The following is a 15,821-nucleotide window of genomic DNA, read 5'->3' as shown; positions in this document are numbered from 1 at the left end:
CGCGCGGGCCGGGACGCGCCCCCACCGAAAGGAGCGTTCACGCTGCCGCTCGTACAGCGCGAAGGGGTCGGGCACCTCCCGGTCCATGGCGGCGGAGAACCGCCCGGCGTCGTACGCGGCGGCCTCTTGGGCACTGTCCCTGGACCCGTGCCGCTCAGGGATCCCCCCGCCCTGCGACTCGACGCCCTGCCTCAGTAGCCCCGCTGCCCCTCGCCAGCCGGGCCCCGGACCGGGCGGCCGTCTCAGGCCCGGCGCTCCTTGAGGCGTCGTACGGCCGCCAGGGCGCGGTCGGCGTGGGTGCTCATGCGCAGTTCGCTGCGGACGACTTCGGCGACGGTCCGGTCCTCGCCGATGACGAACGTGACGCGCTTGGTGGGTGCCAGGGAGAAGCCGCGGGTCACGCCGAACCGGTCGCGCACCCGGCCCTCGGTGTCCGAGAGGAGGGGGAGGCCGAGGGCGTGCCGTTCGTTGAACTCCCGCTGTCGCTCGACCGCGTCGGCGCTGATGCCCACCGGGCGCGCGCCGGCCGCGGCGAACTCCGCCGCCAGGTCGCGGAAGTGGCAGGCCTCGGCCGTGCAGCCGGGGGTGAGGGCCGCCGGATAGAAGAACAGCACCACGGGGCCGTCCGTGAGGAGTTCGGAGAGTGTACGCGGGGTGCCCGTCTCGTCCGGCAGCGTGAAGTCCTCGACGGTGTCCCCGACCGCCACGCGCGCCGTCACGCCCGGTTCCTCTGCGACGTACGGTCCATCGGCGACACGCTGCCTCCTCAAGTGACGGGCGACTACTGACCAGCGGCAGTCTCAAGGGGGCCAGAGCCTACTCGATGAGGGAGGGGCGGGGCTGCCGGGAGGCGTCGCGCGGCCCCGGTGAACAGGCCTCCCACCAGCCTTGATCGTCGCGAATGTGCTCGTGCGATGCTGGACACGAGCCGAGAGGGACCGAGAGAACAGCGGGGAGCACGACATCGCGATGGCAGTGGCACGAAGGACAGCGAAGAGCGTCTGGGACCGTTTCTCGGCGTCGGACCCAGGACTCCTGCGGCTGATGGCGGGGTTGCGCACGGTCGGGGCGATCCTCCTCGCGCTCGCCGTGCTCGCCCTCGTCGGCACCTCCGTGACGCACCTCGTGGCGGGCGCGATGACGGCGATGGTCGCCACCTTCGCCATCCAGGAGAAGGAGGTGCGGGGCCAGGCGATCACGCTGGCGCTCGGCCTGCCGGTGGCGCTCGCGGCGATATCCCTGGGCGCGCTGCTCAACTCCCGGGTGCTCGCGGGGGACATCTTCTTCGTGATGCTGATCTTCGGTGCGGTGTACTCGCGCCGGTTCGGCGACCGGGGCACCGCGCTCGGTCTGATCGGCTTCCAGGTCTACTTCGTCTCGCTCTTCGTGAGCGCGTCCGTGCCGGCCCTGCCCGAACTGTTCCTGACCCTCACCATCGCCTTCGCGTGCAGCGCGGTGGCGCGGTTCGCGCTGGTGCCGGAGACGCCCGAACGCACCCTGGCACGGCTGCGCGAGGCGTTCCGGGCCCGGCTCGCGCAGCTCGTGGCCCACCAGATCGAACTCCTCGACGCCGACGCCGGGGACGTCGACGCGGTCCTGGTCGACCTGCGGCGCAGCACCGCCCGCCTGCACGAGGCCGCCCTGATGATCCAGGGCCGCCTGGCGGAGGGCACCCGCGACGCGTCCGCGGCGGCGCTGCTCCAGCGGCGGGTCGCCGACGCGGAGATCGCCGCCGAGCGCCTCGGCGTCCTGCTCCTCAACGCCCGCAGCGCCGAGCGCGTGGAGACGCTGACGCTGCACCTGCCGAACGCGTCGGCGGCCATGCCGGCGCGCGCCCGGATCGCGCAGGACGCGGGCTCGGCGCTGCGCCGGGACCTGCGGGCCCTGCTCCTGCTCGTGGTGCGCCTGGTCCCCGACGACCGCGGCACGGCGCTCCCCTACGTGCGCAACCGGCTGCTCGGCTACCGCGAGGAGCAGGGACTTCCGCAGGGTTCGCCCGCCGTGCAGGACTGTTTCCGCGCGGTCGGTGAGGCGGCGCGCGCCATCCTGGGTCTGCGGCTCGCGGTGGACGCCTCGCAGGACGAGGAGTACGACACTCCGGAAGCGGCGCGCTCCCGGGAGGAGTTCGAGGCGGAGGAGATATCGATCTCCGGTGAGGCCGCGGCGGCCGCCGAGGAGGAGCCGACCGGGCTGCGGCGCCCCACCACCAGGGCGGCCGTGCAGGTGTCCGTGGGGTCGGCGCTGGCCATCGTCGGGGGCGAGTTCCTGTCCACGCAGCGCTGGTACTGGGCCGTGCTGACCTGCTGGGTCGTCTTCCTCAACACCGCCTCCACCGGGGAGATCCTGGTCAAGGGGTACCGCCGGCTGGTGGGAACGGTGCTCGGTGTGGTGGCGGGGGTGGCGCTGGCCGGTGCCGTCGGGAACCACACGTGGATCGCGTTCGCCCTGGTCCTCCTCTGCGTCTTCGGGATGTTCTTCACCGCGCCGCTGTCGTACGCGCTGATGTCCTTCTTCGTCACGGCGATGCTGGGGCTCCTCTACACGCTGCTCAACACCTACAGCCTCGACGTCCTGGTGCTGCGCGTCGAGGAGACGGCGCTCGGCGCGGCCTGCGGGATCATCGCGGCGGTCCTCGTCCTGCCGGTGCGTACGTCGCACCGTACCGACGAGGAACTCGGCACCGTCCTCGCACGCCTGCGGGACGTCGTCTCGGCGGCGGTGGCGCAGCTCAGCGGCGGGCCCGCCGTCGACCTCGTGGACCTGGCGCGGGACCTGGACACCGCGCTGGACGATCTGCGCAGCTCCACGAAGCCGTTGACGCATCCGATCGCCCCGCTGCGGGCCCGGCGGCAGAACGCCCGCTATGTGGTGGCGCTCCTGGAGACCTGTGCCTACCACGCGCGTTCGCTGGCGGCGACGGCCGAGCTGGTGCCGTCCAGCAAGAGCGTGGCGGCCGACGCGCGGCTGGCCCTGGCGGGGCGGCGCATCACGCACAACATCGATCTGATCGCCGCGCACGTACGGGACGAGGAGCCCGAGGGGGAGATCGAGTCGGGGGCGAGCATCGCCTCGATGCTGGACAGCGGCCGTCACGAGGTGCTGCGCACCGGTTCGGTCGCCTTCCGGGTGCTGCGCCACCTCCAGCGCCTCGACGAGGGCATCGTGGGCCTCGCGCGCCCGTTGGGGGTGCCGCTCGCGGCGCGGGAGGAGAAGGCGGCGGGGACGCGGAGCGTGGGGTAGCCCGGGCCGCTGGGCAGGTGGGCCGGGGTGCCGCCGGGGAACCCCGCCCGCCCGGCTCCGGCGAGGCGCACGCCGGATTCCGCCCCGGGAGAGCCGCGGTTCCTCGACGCGCCGCTGGGCGAGGCGGTGCGGCGGCTGGTGACGCACATCCGGGACGTCCGTCCGGACCTCGTGCTCACCCATGACGCCTACGGCGGGCTGTCGGGGCGCCCGGACCACGTCCACGACCGTGGACGTCGGCCCCTGGCTGGACCGGAAGGTTGCCACCGTGCTCGCCCACCGCAGCGAGGTGCAATGGGGCGCCGTGCCCGCCCTGATCGCCGCTCTCCCCCCGGAGAAGCGGGCACGGCTGCTCTCCACCGAGTGGTACATCCGCCACCACATGGCCCCGGCGGCCGGGGAACAGACCGAACCGACTGTCCAAGCCGAGCCCCTGGCGGGACGCCGCCAGGGGCTCGCCCGGCTCACCAGATCCGTACGCGCTCCGCCGGGTCCAGCCACAGGCCGTCGCCCTCCACCGTGCCGAACGCCTCGTGGAACTCGTCGAGGTTGCGGACGATGTTGGCGCGGAACTCCGGGGGCGAGTGCGGGTCGATCGTGAGGTACTGCTGCTCCTGCTCCTTGCGGCGCTTGGTGCGCCAGCAGTACGCCCAGTTCTTGAAGAGCCGCTGCGAACCGGTCAGGCCCTCGCTCTCGGGCATCGGCGCCCCGTCGAGCGAGATGAGGTAGGCGGTGTGCCCGATGGTGAGGCCGCCGAGGTCGCCGATGTTCTCGCCGACCGTCAGCGAGCCGTTGACGAACTCGCCGGGGAGGTTGCGGGGCGAGAAGCCGTCGTACTGCTTGATCAGCGCCTTCGACTTGGCCTCGAACGCGGCCTTGTCGGCGGCGGTCCACCAGTCGTTGAGGTTGCCCGCGCCGTCGTACTGCGCGCCCTGGTCGTCGAAGCCGTGGCCGATCTCGTGGCCGATGACGGCGCCGATGCCGCCGTAGTTCTCCGCCGGGTCGGCGTCGGGCGAGAAGAACGGCTTCTGCAGGATGCCCGCGGGGAAGCAGATCTCGTTGGTGCCCGGGTTGTAGTACGCGTTGACCGTCTGCGGCAGCATGAACCACTCGTCGCGGTCGACCGGCGAACCGATCTTGGCGAGCTGCCGGTCCGACTCGAACGCGGCCGCCGCCTGCGCGTTGCCGAGCAGGTCGTCGGCGCTGACCTGGAGCGCCGAGTAGTCGCGGAAGGTCTCCGGGTAGCCGATCTTGGGACGGAACGTGGCGAGCTTCTCGTACGCCCGTTCCTTCGTCTCGTCGGTCATCCAGTCCAGGCGGGCGATCGACTGGCGGTAGGCCTCCAGGAGGTTGGCGACGAGGTCGTCCATCTTCGCCTTGGACGACGGCGGGAAGTGCCGCGCGACGTACTCCTTGCCGACGGCCTCGCCGATGGCGTCCTCGACGAAGGCCACGGCACGCTTCCAGCGGGCGCGCAGCTCGGGGGTGCCGTTGAGGGTGCGGCCGTAGAACTCGAAGTTGTTCTGTACGAAGTCGTCGGTGAGGTAGGGCGAGCAGGCCCGCAGGACCCGCGTCAGCGCCCAGTCCCGCCACTGCTCGATCGGCACCTCGGCGAGGACCGCGGAGAGGTGCGCGAGGTAGGACGGCTGGCGCACGCACGTCTCGGCGATGACGGCGTCCGAACCGCCGAGCCCCTCGACATAGCCGCGCCAGTCGAACTCCGGTGCCAGCGCGAGGAGTTCGTCCAGGGTGGTGAGGTTGTAGGTCTTCAGTACGTCACGGGTCTCGGCCCGCTCCCAGTGCCCGGCGGCGAGCCTCGTCTCCAGCGCCAGCACGCTCTTCGCGGCGGCCTCGGGGGTGGCGTGTCCGCCGAGTGCGAGGAGCCGGGTGAGGTGGGCGACGTACTTCTCGCGGATCTCGGCGAACTTCTCGTCGCGGTAGTACGACTCGTCGGGCAGGCCGAGGCCGCCCTGGAGGATGTTGAAGAGGTAGCGGTCGGAGTCGCGGTCGTCGGAGTCGATGTACGAGCCGAAGAGCCCCGAGCCGCCGATGCGCTCGAAGCGGCCGAGGAACGCGGCCAGCTCGCGCACGTCCCGTACCCCGGCGACCTCGTCGATCAGGGGCTGCGCGGGGGCGAGCCCGCGCGCGGCGATGGTCTCCTCGTCCATGAAGGAGGCGTACAGCGCGGCGATCTTGCGGGCGTCCTCGGACGGGGCGCCCGAGGCCTCCGCCGCCAGTTCCTGGATGATCTCCTTCACCTGCTGCTCGGCCGTGTCGGCCAGCTGTACGAAGGGGCCCCAGCTGGAGCGGTCCTCGGGGATCTTCTCGGTGTCCAGCCAGTGGCCGTTCACGTGTCCGAACAGGTCGTCCTGCGGGCGGATCTCGGGGTTCATGCCCGGGCGGGCGTCATCCAGAATGCTCATCCACGCACCCTATGCGAGCCGTCGCCCCGGGCAGAAGGCATGGCGCCAACGGATGCCGGGTGCAGGGGAGCGCGCGGCCAACTCACGTGCAAACCGTCCCAATAGGAGCGATAAAGTGTCCCGTCCACCTCCGCGCGTCCGTCCCACCTGGAGAGCTTCCGTGACCTCAGCCATCGCCCCGTCCGAGACCGCCCCGTCCGAGACCGCCGCTCCCGAGGCGCCCGCGACCGAGGCCACTGCCCTCGCCGCGGCCCCGGCCGCCGACGCGGCGCTCCTGGTGGCCGAGGACGCCCGCGCCTTCGGGGCGTACGCGCGCACCGGCGGCTGGGCCTTCGGCCTGAAGGTCGCCCGCAGCGTGCGACCGGGCGGGCAGGGCGCGGGCGAGACGCCGAAGATCTCCGCCAAGGAGTTCGCGGAGCTCGCGGGCTGCTCGGCGGAGCGGGTCATGCGGTACTACAAGGCCTGGGACAAGGCCGCGGACGACGGGATGGTGCCGCACTTCGAGGCGCTCGCCCCCGGCATGGACGTGGAGCTGCCCGACGCCGACGTGTGGCTGTCGTACTACACCTCCCGCTCCAGCGCGCTGACCACGCGCGGCACCGCGATCACGGAGGCCGCCGAGGCCGAGGGCATCCGCCCGACCAAGGCCCTGGAGGTCGCGGAGAACCCGACCGCGCTGCGCGCCGCGATCCTCGCCGACCCCGGCACCGCCGAGGCCGCGCGGAAGGCGCTGATGGACCGCCTCGGCGAGGACCCGGCGCTCCGTACCGAACTGGTCCGCGACATCGTGCGCGCCGACGACCTGAAGAAGGCCGTGGCCGCCGAGGCCAAGGCGGGCGACCGCGTCGAGTACGTCCGCCAGATCGTGGAGAAGGGCCAGGTCAAGACCCCCGCGGGCCAGCTGATCGAGGCCCCGGCCGAGCTGCGCGAGGAGGCCGAGCGGCACCTGTCCCTCATCGACGAGCTGGACGACGGCGAGGAGTCCGGCGAGTGGGCGCGCGAGGCGTACGACACGGTGCGCGACCTGGTGGCGCAGACGGTGCAGAGCGACCCGGAGCTGCGCGTGCAGGAGCGGCGCGCGAAGTTCTACAGCAGTCTGCAGAAGGCGACGAAGGTCTTCGAGGAGCTGACGTTCGACGACATCCAGAACGCCGAGGACTTCCAGGACGTCTACGAGGACGACATGGTGCGCCGCCTCGAAGACCTCCAGCAGGCCATCGGCGCGTGCATCTCGGCCCTCCAGGCGGCGACGGCCCAGCAGACGGCGACGGCCCCGCAGGAGCCGGGCGCTTCCTGAGGCGGCGCGGCGGGTCCGCCCCGGCTCAGCTCACCGGCTCGCCGGCCCGACCGGCTCGGCGGCTCACCAGCCCGGGGGCGCGAGCGTGATGCGGATGCCGACCGTGCCGTCGAGGCCGCGCCGCAGCCTGCTGCCGAGCAGGGTGAGGAAGCCGATGACGCCGTACTTGCGTGCGATGAGGCGGCGGTAGCGCGCGGTGACCTCGGGCGGGCAGATCTCAGCGGTCGCGGGGAGCTGCTTGCCCGTCGGGTTGCCCCGCAGATCGCACGGCCCGACCATGACGTCCGCCCGTCGGCGGATGCGCTTCACCTTCCAGGAGTCGGCGGCGGTCCAGATCCCGAGGGCGTCGCCGTCCGGAACGACCCACACCGGGCTCGGCACGAGGGTGCCGTCCTTTCGGTAACTGCTGACCAGCAGGTACTTTCCGGCGCCGAGCTGTGTCCGCGGGGTGTCGTCCATGCCGGGGAGTCTAAGCGCCGGGGGCGGCCACCGTAACCGCTTATGGTGGTTACATGGCACCGTCCGCGCCACCCGGCATCCTGATGCGCGCCCGCAGCGGCGCCACCTACCGCTTCGACCCGGGCGCGCTCTGCCTGGAGCTGCTGACCACCGGCGGCCCCGGGGAGTTCCGCCGCCACGAGACGTTGCGCGCCCCCGAGGACCTGGTCGCCTGGGCCGGGCGTTCACGGCTCACGCCGACGCCCGCCCTCGACGTGTCCGCACTCGACGTGGCGCACGCGCGGCGGCTGCGGGACGCGCTGTTCCGGGTGTCGTCCGCCCGGGCCGCGGGCGCGGGCGCCGACCCGGCCGACCTCGGCGTCCTCAACGCGGCGGCCGCCCACCCGCCGCTGGTCCCCTCCGTCGGACCGGACGGCGGGCGCCGCTGGGCGCCGGGCTCGGACGGGGCCGGGCTGCTCTCCACCGTGGCACGGGACGCCGTCGAGCTGCTGACGGGGCCGTTCGGGCACCGCGTCCGCGCCTGCGCGTCGGACGAGTGCCGCCTGATCTACGTCGACACCTCCCGGCCCGGCCGCCGCCGCTGGTGCGCGATGGAGCACTGCGGCAACCTCCACAAAGTACGGACGCTGCGCGCACGCCGGGCCGCCGACGCGTGAAGCCCTGCCCTGCGGGGGCGCGTCAGGCCCGCCTGTGGCCCGCCGTCATCAGCAGCGCGCTGGGCCGCACGGTCGCCCTCGCCACCGGGCGGACGCTCTGTCCGGGCACCGTCTCCAGCTGTTCGAGTGTTCTCCCCCGCCGCGGCTCGCTGCCCGTGGGACCACGGCTCCCCCGGTAGCCTGCGCATCAAGGGGGGACGTATCACCGGAGAGGTCTTGATGAGTCGTCGGGAAGCGGGCCGGGCCGGTGCGGCCGGCGCTGCGGCGGGGGCGGCGGCCGGCGCCGCGTCCCGGGCCGAGGGCGTGGCGCGCGGGGAAGGTGGTCTCGCGCGGCAGGCGGGAGCCGAGCGGCTTCGCCCGGTCGACCTCGCGCGGGCGGCGGGCGTCTCCACGCAGCAGATCCGGAACTACGCGGACGCCGGCGTCCTGCCGCCCGCGCCGCGCTCCCCCGCCGGGTACCGCAGGTTCGACGACCGCCACCGGCAGGCCCTGCTCACCTACCGGGCTCTGGTCCGCGGGCACGGTCCCGGCACGGCCCGGGCCGTCATGCGGGCGGTGCACGAAGGGGACGTACCGCGGGCGTTCGCCCTCATCGACGCGGGGCACGCCGCCCTGCACGAGCAGCGGCTCTCCCTGCGCGCGACGGGTCAGGCCCTCGAAGCCGTCGCCGAGGGCGGGCCCGGCGCCCCGGCCCTGCCGCGCTCGCGGCTGCGCGTCGGCGAGGTGGCCGCCCATCTGGGCGTGCGCACCTCCGCTCTGCGGGTGTGGGAGTCGGCCGGGCTGCTCACGCCCGCGCGCGAGCCGGGCACGGGCTACCGCGTGTACCTCCCCGCCGACGTGCGCGACGCCCGCGTCGTCCACCTGCTGCGGCAGAGCCACTACCTCTTCGCGCAGATCCGGCCGGTCCTCGACGACCTGCGCCGCAGCGGCGGCGTCGAGGCGCTCCGGACGGCCCTGGCCCAGCGGGAGACCGTGCTGAACGGGCGGACGCGGGCGATGCTGGAGGGCGCGGGCCGTCTGCACGCCTACCTCGACACCACGTAGCGGTCGCCGTACGACCAATGCCACCGCTCTGTGCGGTAGTTGACCAGACCCGCGCCGGTCAGGGCACCGCGCCGAGGATCTCGCGGTGGGCGCGCGCCTCGGCACCGATGGTGCCGGCCTCGGTGTGACAGGCGCCCTCGCTCTCCTCCGGGTCGGCGTCCAGCCGCGCCGCGTGGATCTCCGCGGCCGTGCGGCTCGGCCACAGGTTCCTCACCTGCCCGGCGTACTCCTCGAAATAGCGCCGCTGGAGCACCGGGCGACGGTAGCCCCCCCCCGGAGAGCAGCCGCAGCCGCCGTCGGCGGGCGGACGGCGTTCAGCTCACCCGCGTCGTGCGGAAGCGCGCGGCGTACGCGGAAGGCGTCGTGCCGAGGTGGCGGGCGAAGGTCCTGCGGAGCGTCTCGTCGCTGCCGAGTCCGCTGCGCCGTGCGGCCTCGGTGACGTTCGCGCCGTGCTCCAGGAGGATGCGGGCGGCTTCCACCCGCATGGTCTCCACGTGGGCGGCCGGTGTGCTGCCAATGTGCTGCGCGAAGAGCCGCGAGACGTGCCGGGCACTGATGTTCGCCCGCTGGGCCAGGGACCGCAGGCTGTGGTCGGCTGCCGGGTCGGCGGCGATGGCGTCCAGGAGCGGGCGCAGCACCGGGTGGCGCGTCGTCGTGGTGCGGGAGGCGGCGGAGAACTGGGACTGGCCGCCGGGGCGCTGGAGGAAGACGACCAGGTCGCGGGCGACCCGGCGGGCTTCTTCGGGGCCGTGGTCCTCTTCGACGAGGGCCAGGCAGACGTCGATGCCCGCGGTGACGCCCGCGGAGGTCAGGATCGGGCCGTCCCGCACGTAGATGGCGTCCGGCGTGACGGTGACGTCGGGGTGGGCGCGGGCCAGGTCGTCGGCGTACTCCCAGTGCGTCGTCGCTCTGCGGCCGCCGAGCAGACCGGCCGCCGCGAGCGCGAACGCGCCGGTGCACACCGCGGCCACGCGCCCCGCGCGGGCGGCCAGCCGGGCCACGTCCGCGACCAGTTCCGGGCGCTGGCCGAGGACACGCAGGTCGGCCGGGCCGGGGACGACGAGGGTGTCGGTCCGGGTGACGTCGGCCGTGGCCGCGTCGGCGGCGATGCGCAGCCCGGTGGAGGTCGTGACGTCCCGGCCGTCGGGGGTGCAGACCCGTACCCGGTAGGCCCCGGAGCGGCCGGCCGCGGTGTGGAAGACCTCCAACGGGGCGGCCACATCCAGGAGCCGCGCGCCGTCGAAGGCGAGAACGAGGACATCGTGGCCGTCACGGGCGGCGCGATCGGCGTGGGTGGCGCTGTCGACGCGGGTGGCGGCGCGCGGGCGGGCGGCGGTGGGTGCGGTGCGCATGGCTCCAACGTAGTCGGTGGCGGTGTCCGGATCTGTGGGGCCTGTGTCCATGAGGACATGGCCGCATCGGGGCATGAGGCGCAGTCTTGGACCTACAGAGCCGACCGACACAGGAGCCAGCCTTCCCATGACCACCTCGTCCTCGTCCTCCTCCTCATCCCCGTCCTCCGCCGCGGGGGTCTCCGTGCCGGACTCCAAGCTCGCCGCCGAGGCCACCGCGCTCGTCCGTGACATGACCGACGACCTGATCTACCACCACTCCCGCCGCGTCTACTGGTTCGGAAGCCTCCAGGGCCGGGCCCGCGGGCTCACCTTCGACGCCGAACTGCTGTACATCGGCGCCATGTTCCACGACCTGGGGCTCGGCGCCCGCTTCCACGGCAGCGGGCGCCGCTTCGAGGTCGACGGCGCCGACGAGGCGAGCCGCTTCCTCCGCGGCCGGGGCGTGCCCGAAGACGCCGTGCGGCGCGTGTGGACCGCCATCGCCCTGCACACGACGCCCGGCATCCCCGAGTTCATGGAACCGGAGGTGGCGCTCGTGACCGCCGGGGTGGAGTACGACGTGCTCGGCGTCGGCTACGACAGCGTCAGCGCGAGCGACCGCGCGGAGATCACGGCCCTGCACCCGCGCCCCGACTTCAAGCGGCGCATCCTCAAGGCGTTCACCGACGGCATCGCGCCGAAGCCGGAGACCACCTTCGGCAATGTGAAGGCCGACGTCCTGGAGCACTTCGTGCCGGGCTTCAGCCGTGGCGACTTCGTCCAGGTGATCCAGGACTCGCCGTGGGAGGAGTGAGCGCCGGCGCCCGACTCGCGTTCCGCCGCTCCCCCTCAGGGCCGCACGTCCTCCAGCGCGTCGGCGAGGGCGGTGTAGAAACGGGCGTGTTCCTGGGCGCTGGGCGGGAGTTCGGGGTTCCAGGGCAGGGTGCGGACGCCGGGCCCCAGGGCATCGCCGAGCCGGGCCGCGTTGCAGCGTACGTCGGTGAGTACGAGGTCGGGCTCCAGCGCTGCCGCTTCGGCCCAGCCTGTCGTGGACCAGTTGGCGCCTTGCCCGGCCGCGGGGTCCACCAGGCCGACGCCGAGCCCGGCGAGCGCGGCGAGGTCGGGCCAGGCGTAGGGCCTCGCCAGGTGGACGGCGTCGGGCCCCGCCGGAGAGAGGGCGAGCACACGCGGCCGTACGGCACCGGCCGCCACCTCGCGCAACCGGCGCTCGGCGGCTTCGAGTCCGGCCCGCGCCTCGGGCTGCTCGGGCGCTCCGAGGCTGCGCGCGAGGGCCGTCAGGCGGTCCCTGATCCCGGCGAGGCCGCGGCCGCGGCCGACGTCGAGCACGGCGAGCGGCACCCGCTCCTCCAGGTGCTTGGCGGCCTCCGGGTCGATGCCGTAGACCTGACCGCCGCCGTAGGTGAGCGCGACGACCAGGTCGGGCCCCGCGGCGAGCAGCGCCTCCAGGTCGAGCGCGGAGCCCGCCCCGAAGTAGGCGACGCCGTCCGGCGGGAGGCTGCCGGACTTGGCCGGATCTGGTGCGGCGGGGTCGTCGTGCGCGGAGCCGAAGGCGCCGACGGGGCGTATGCCGTGGTCGTGCAGCGCGGCGGCCGTCGGGAGGTACGCGACCAGCCGGGCCGGGCGGTGTGGGGCCCTCACCAGGTGGTCACGGTCGTCGGTGAACTCCCAGTCCTGGGACGTGTGGTGTGCCATGTCGTCCGCTCCTCCTGCTCCGGTGCCGCGGCGCGGCCCTCCCCGCCATGGCCTGTTCCGCCGCCTGCCTGTTCCGCCGTGGCTGTCCGGTGCTTCTTGCCCGGGCGCGCACCGGCGTACACGGTTCGGGGCGCGCGAGCCCACCCGGAACCGATGCGCGCGCCGGCCCCCGCGCCGCGCGCCCCGCGGAAGGCGCCGCCCCCTCCTCCTCCGCGGCGAAGCGATGGAACGCGGCCCGGTCAGCAGAGCCAGCGCTCCGCTGCCTCCACCGTGTCGTCGAGGCCCTTGTTGAACGCGATGGCCGCTTGCGGGGCGTGGCGGTGGATCAGGTTCACGATGCGTTCGAAGAGCGGGAAGAGGGGCTCCACCTTGCGGATGCCGGCTCCGACGATCACCACGTCCCAGGGGCGCTCGGTCAGCGAGGCGACGAGGGTGGATTCCGCGGTCTCGTCGAACACGACCGTCGAGACCGCGGCTTCGACGCCACGCTCCGCGAGCACGGCCAGCTCCTTGTCGAGCGCGGCGCGGACGGCTTCGGCGTCGGTGCCGGGCAGGGCCTGAGGGTCATAGCCGATGACAAGTACGGAGGGCATGCGGGCGACGGTACCAACCCCGCCGAGCAGCGCCCCCGCCGCCTCCCTCACCTCCGCAGCCAGTGACCCGCACCCCGCAGCCAGGCGGCGAACAGGGCTCCGTCGCCCGAGACTTCGATGCCGTCGGCCGCCGTCGGGGAGCGGCGCTCGTAGAGGAGGAGCAGCAGGTCGGTGAGCGGGCCGCGCACGGCCGTGCCCGCCTTCTTGTGCGCGTGGCTCACCGTGATGGGCGCGCTGGACAGATCGATGAACCACTCCCCCGTGCCCTCCGGCGCGTCGGTGGCGTGGAAGTGGACACCGCGGCCGGGGCCGAGCAGCGCGCGGTGCGCGGCCTGCGACTCGTAGGCCTGCGGCAGTGTGCTGAACTCCAGCCACTCGTCGAGCCCGTCGAGCGCGACGCCCGGGTCCAGGGTGTAGGTCCCGCCGACCGCGGCGGTCGCGTCGAAGCGGTGCACGACGGTCTCGTACGTCATGCGCCGCGCCCAGAACAGGGGCGTGCCGCCGGGGGCCGGCGTCCACACCGCGGCGTCCGGGCCCGCCTCGCGCAGCGTCTCGACGAGCCGCGCGGTGCTCCGCGTGAGCCGGGCGGTGAGCGTGGTGATGTCGTCGTCCGCGCCGGGCGTGACGTCGTTCACCTCATGGTCGGGGACGGGCTCGGCGGCCCGTGTCCGCACGATGGTCTCGGCCCAGCTGTGCGTGCCGGCGACATGACGGAGCAGGTGGGCGAGGGTCCACCCGGGGCAGCCCGGCACGGGCGCGGCGGCGTCGGCGCCGTCGAGGGCCGCGACCAACTGGGCGGACTGGTCGGAGATCCGAGTGACATAGCGGTCGTACACCGCACGGGGGTTCGGACGCGTCATGCCGCCACGGTAGACGACGGACCGCACCGTGGTGGGCACGAACCAGGGCGTGACCAGGACGGCCGGTGGGGCGCTCGGGTCGCCGGGAAACATGCCGTCCGGGACCTCGCCGCGGCCGCTCACGCCGACCCCGGGTTCGGCGGTGTCGGAGCCGGGCCCGAGAGGGACTTGGCTGCCGGTGGTGACGCGGGCGTCGGGGTCGACGCCGCCAGGAACTGGGTCGCCGCCAGTTCCCCGTACAGCGGGTCCGCCGCCACCAGTTCGGCGTGTGTCCCCGTCGCCCGGACCCTGCCCGCGTCCATCACCACGATCCGGTCCGCCAGCATCACCGTGGACAGGCGGTGGGCGACCACCAGGACCGTCACCTCGCGGGACACCTCCGTCACGACGTCCCGCAGCGCGAGTTCGTTGACCGCGTCCAGTTGGGAGGTCGCCTCGTCGAGCAGGAGCAGGCGGGGCTTCCTGAGCAGCGCCCTGGCGATCGCCACCCGCTGCCGCTCCCCGCCGGACAGCTTGGAGCCCCGGTGGCCGACCACCGTCTCCAGGCCCTCCGGCAGCCGTTCGACGACGCCGTCGAGACGGGCGCGTACGAGGACCTCGCGGACCTCGGCGTCGGTGGCGTCGGGCGCGGCGAAGAGGAGGTTCTCGCGGAGGGTGCCCGCGAGGACGGGCGCGTCCTGTTCCACGTAGCCGATGGCGGCACGGAGTTCGGGCAGCGGCCACTCCCGTACGTCCTTGCCGTCGACCAGGATGCGCCCGCCCGTCGCCTCGTAGAACCGTTCGATCAGACCGAACACCGTCGTCTTGCCCGCGCCGGACGGGCCCACGAAGGCCGTCATGCCGGGTCCCGGCACGTCGAAGCTCACGCCGTGGTGGACGAGAGGGAGGTCGTCGCGGTAGCGGAAGGTCACGTCCTCGAAGGCCACGGAAGCCGGACCGCCGCCGCCGTGCCCCACCGCCCGCTCCGCCGCAGGCTCCGTCTCCTCCGTTTCGAGCCGCTCGGCCTGCACGATTCGTGCGATCGCCGCCGAGCCCACCTGGTACTGCGAGGCCGCCTCGACCAGCCGCGACACCGGGTCGATCAAGTAGAAGAGGAAGAGCAGGAAGGCCACCAGCGTCGAGATGGAAATCGCCCCGGACGCGACCCGCGCGCCGCCGATCCCGAGCACCGCGAGGAACGACACCTGCACGGAGAGCCCGACCGAACTCCAGGCCACCGACTGCCACTTCGCCGCCCGCACACCGTGCCGCCACGCGTCCTGCGCGGCCGCCCGCACCGCCTCCGCCTCCCGCCGCTCGGCACCGGAGGCCTTGAGCGTACGGAAGGCCCCGAAGGCGCGTTCGAGCGCGGTCGAGATCGTGCCGACCGCCTCCTGGGCGCGCCGCGTCGCCTGCGCGATCTTCGGCATGACGAGGGAGACCGCGCCCCCGATCAGCACGATCACACCGAGGGTGACACCCAGCAGCACCGGGTCCATCAGCGCCATCAGCACGATCGTCGCGAGGAAGGTCAGCCCGCCGGACGCGGCGGACACCACGGACTGCGTCGTCACGGCCCGCAGCAGCGTGGTGTCCGAGGTGACCCGGGACATCAGGTCGCCGGGCTGGGTCCGCTCCACCTCCGGGAGGCGCAGCCGCAGCAGCCGCCCGATCAGCGTGCGCCGGGCGGCGAGCACCACGGACTCGGCGGTGCGCTCCAGGACGTACGCGCCGAACGACTCGATCACCGTGCCGAGCACCACGAGTGCGGTGAGGAGCACCAGGATGCCGGTGATCGAACCGTCGGCGCCGAGCCGGTCCACCAGCGCCTTGGCCGCGAGCGGCTGCGCGAGGCCGGATGCCGCGCCGATCAGCGTGAGGAGCGCGCCGAAGGCCACGGCGGCGCGGTGCGGGCGGAAGTGGCGGTACAGGGCACGCCAGGTCTCCCCGGTCGAGAGCCGCTCGGGGGCGGCGTCGGTCTCGGGGGTCTTCTCGGCGGAGGCGGAGGCGGAGGCTGAGGCGGGGACGGGGGCTGCTTCGGTCACGTATGGCAGGACGCAGCGGGGGGTGATCCACCTGACTCACGCTTGACTTCCCCTGCGTCGCGGCGCGCACAGATCGTGTGCTCGTCCCCGTACCTGCATCCGTACCCGTTCACGGATACGACAGTTCGCCGCCCCGCATGATTCGGCTCGACTCTTCACTACCTCGGGCGCGGCCGGG

General features: G+C 73.6%; 13 protein-coding genes and 1 pseudogene. 5 read left to right on the top strand and 9 right to left on the bottom strand.

What is annotated here, in order from left to right:
• Positions 1–242: 242 nt before the first annotated feature.
• Positions 243–719 (bottom strand): peroxiredoxin, encoded by a 477-nt coding sequence (locus J2N69_RS35065; protein WP_272595863.1) that lies wholly within the window; start codon positions 717–719, stop codon positions 243–245.
• 250 nt (positions 720–969) lie between these two features.
• Here J2N69_RS35065 and J2N69_RS35060 point away from each other — a divergent pair, with 250 nt between their 5' ends.
• Entirely contained in the window at positions 970–3,240 is a 2,271-nt protein-coding gene (locus J2N69_RS35060) for an FUSC family protein (RefSeq protein ID WP_230904327.1), read from the top strand.
• Positions 3,241–3,704: 464 nt separating this feature from the next.
• On the opposite strand, the gene J2N69_RS35050 is transcribed toward J2N69_RS35060, so the two are convergent.
• Positions 3,705–5,663, bottom strand: a complete 1,959-nt coding sequence (locus J2N69_RS35050) for a M13 family metallopeptidase (RefSeq protein ID WP_230904326.1) — start codon at positions 5,661–5,663, stop codon at positions 3,705–3,707.
• Positions 5,664–5,823: 160 nt separating this feature from the next.
• Here J2N69_RS35050 and J2N69_RS35045 point away from each other — a divergent pair, with 160 nt between their 5' ends.
• The gene (locus J2N69_RS35045; protein ID WP_230904325.1) at positions 5,824–6,960 is read left to right on the top strand and encodes a hypothetical protein; all 1,137 of its coding nucleotides are present in this window, start codon (positions 5,824–5,826) and stop codon (positions 6,958–6,960) included.
• 63 nt (positions 6,961–7,023) lie between these two features.
• Here J2N69_RS35045 and J2N69_RS35040 read toward each other — a convergent pair whose 3' ends face one another.
• Positions 7,024–7,419 carry a PPOX class F420-dependent oxidoreductase gene (locus tag J2N69_RS35040; RefSeq protein ID WP_230904324.1) on the bottom strand — a complete coding sequence of 132 codons (396 nt, stop codon included), beginning with the start codon at positions 7,417–7,419 and terminating at the stop codon, positions 7,024–7,026.
• 53 nt (positions 7,420–7,472) lie between these two features.
• Here J2N69_RS35040 and J2N69_RS35035 point away from each other — a divergent pair, with 53 nt between their 5' ends.
• Together J2N69_RS35035 and J2N69_RS35030 are read left to right on the top strand one after the other, a co-directional pair.
• A complete protein-coding gene (locus tag J2N69_RS35035; protein ID WP_230904323.1) occupies positions 7,473–8,075 on the top strand; it encodes a CGNR zinc finger domain-containing protein in 603 nt (200 codons plus the stop codon).
• 219 nt (positions 8,076–8,294) lie between these two features.
• Positions 8,295–9,119: a MerR family transcriptional regulator gene (locus J2N69_RS35030; protein WP_230904322.1), complete on the top strand. Its 825-nt coding sequence runs from the start codon at positions 8,295–8,297 to the stop codon at positions 9,117–9,119.
• Here J2N69_RS35030 and J2N69_RS35025 read toward each other — a convergent pair.
• Together J2N69_RS35025 and J2N69_RS35020 are read right to left on the bottom strand one after the other, a co-directional pair.
• Positions 9,101–9,387: pseudogene (locus J2N69_RS35025) on the bottom strand (M15 family metallopeptidase); the annotation flags it as partial. The gene J2N69_RS35030 and the pseudogene J2N69_RS35025 sit on opposite strands and share 19 nt — an antisense overlap.
• A 46-nt stretch (positions 9,388–9,433) precedes the next feature.
• Complete coding sequence (locus J2N69_RS35020; protein ID WP_230904321.1) at positions 9,434–10,471, bottom strand: GlxA family transcriptional regulator; 1,038 nt, start codon at positions 10,469–10,471, stop codon at positions 9,434–9,436.
• A 127-nt stretch (positions 10,472–10,598) separates the two neighbouring features.
• Between J2N69_RS35020 and J2N69_RS35015 the strand changes: the two genes are divergently transcribed.
• Positions 10,599–11,267, top strand: coding sequence for an HD domain-containing protein (locus J2N69_RS35015; protein WP_230904320.1), 669 nt, complete (start codon positions 10,599–10,601; stop codon positions 11,265–11,267).
• Between the two features lie 35 nt (positions 11,268–11,302).
• Here the strand turns inward: J2N69_RS35015 and J2N69_RS35010 are convergent, their stop codons facing one another.
• The 4 genes from J2N69_RS35010 to J2N69_RS34995 all read right to left on the bottom strand — a co-directional run bounded on the left by J2N69_RS35010 (position 11,303) and on the right by J2N69_RS34995 (position 15,643).
• Entirely contained in the window at positions 11,303–12,166 is an 864-nt protein-coding gene (locus tag J2N69_RS35010; RefSeq protein WP_230904319.1) for a substrate-binding domain-containing protein, read from the bottom strand.
• Between the two features lie 239 nt (positions 12,167–12,405).
• On the bottom strand, positions 12,406–12,759 hold the full coding sequence (locus tag J2N69_RS35005) for a hypothetical protein (protein WP_230904318.1): 354 nt from the start codon (positions 12,757–12,759) through the stop codon (positions 12,406–12,408).
• Between the two features lie 47 nt (positions 12,760–12,806).
• Complete coding sequence (locus tag J2N69_RS35000; protein ID WP_230904317.1) at positions 12,807–13,742, bottom strand: maleylpyruvate isomerase family mycothiol-dependent enzyme; 936 nt, start codon at positions 13,740–13,742, stop codon at positions 12,807–12,809.
• Entirely contained in the window at positions 13,739–15,643 is a 1,905-nt protein-coding gene (locus J2N69_RS34995) for an ABC transporter ATP-binding protein (RefSeq protein WP_408056857.1), read from the bottom strand. Before J2N69_RS34995 ends, J2N69_RS35000 begins: the two co-directional genes overlap by 4 nt.
• Positions 15,644–15,821: the final 178 nt, after the last annotated feature.

This window comes from Streptomyces huasconensis, assembly GCF_021028635.1.
Lineage (GTDB): Bacteria > Actinomycetota > Actinomycetes > Streptomycetales > Streptomycetaceae > Streptomyces > Streptomyces huasconensis.
Note: the sequence above shows the minus strand (reverse complement) of the source record. Positions and strands in the feature narration are given on the sequence as shown.

Excerpts from the sequence above, each read along its gene's own strand:
- J2N69_RS35060 (WP_230904327.1), top strand. The coding sequence starts at position 970 with ATGGCAGTGGCACGAAGGACAGCGAAGAGCGTCTGGGACCGTTTCTCG.
- J2N69_RS35050 (WP_230904326.1), bottom strand. The coding sequence starts at position 5,663 with ATGAGCATTCTGGATGACGCCCGCCCGGGCATGAACCCCGAGATCCGC.
- J2N69_RS35040 (WP_230904324.1), bottom strand. The coding sequence starts at position 7,419 with ATGGACGACACCCCGCGGACACAGCTCGGCGCCGGAAAGTACCTGCTG.
- J2N69_RS35035 (WP_230904323.1), top strand. The coding sequence starts at position 7,473 with ATGGCACCGTCCGCGCCACCCGGCATCCTGATGCGCGCCCGCAGCGGC.
- J2N69_RS35030 (WP_230904322.1), top strand. The coding sequence starts at position 8,295 with ATGAGTCGTCGGGAAGCGGGCCGGGCCGGTGCGGCCGGCGCTGCGGCG.
- J2N69_RS35020 (WP_230904321.1), bottom strand. The coding sequence starts at position 10,471 with ATGCGCACCGCACCCACCGCCGCCCGCCCGCGCGCCGCCACCCGCGTC.
- J2N69_RS35015 (WP_230904320.1), top strand. The coding sequence starts at position 10,599 with ATGACCACCTCGTCCTCGTCCTCCTCCTCATCCCCGTCCTCCGCCGCG.
- J2N69_RS35010 (WP_230904319.1), bottom strand. The coding sequence starts at position 12,166 with ATGGCACACCACACGTCCCAGGACTGGGAGTTCACCGACGACCGTGAC.
- J2N69_RS35005 (WP_230904318.1), bottom strand. The coding sequence starts at position 12,759 with ATGCCCTCCGTACTTGTCATCGGCTATGACCCTCAGGCCCTGCCCGGC.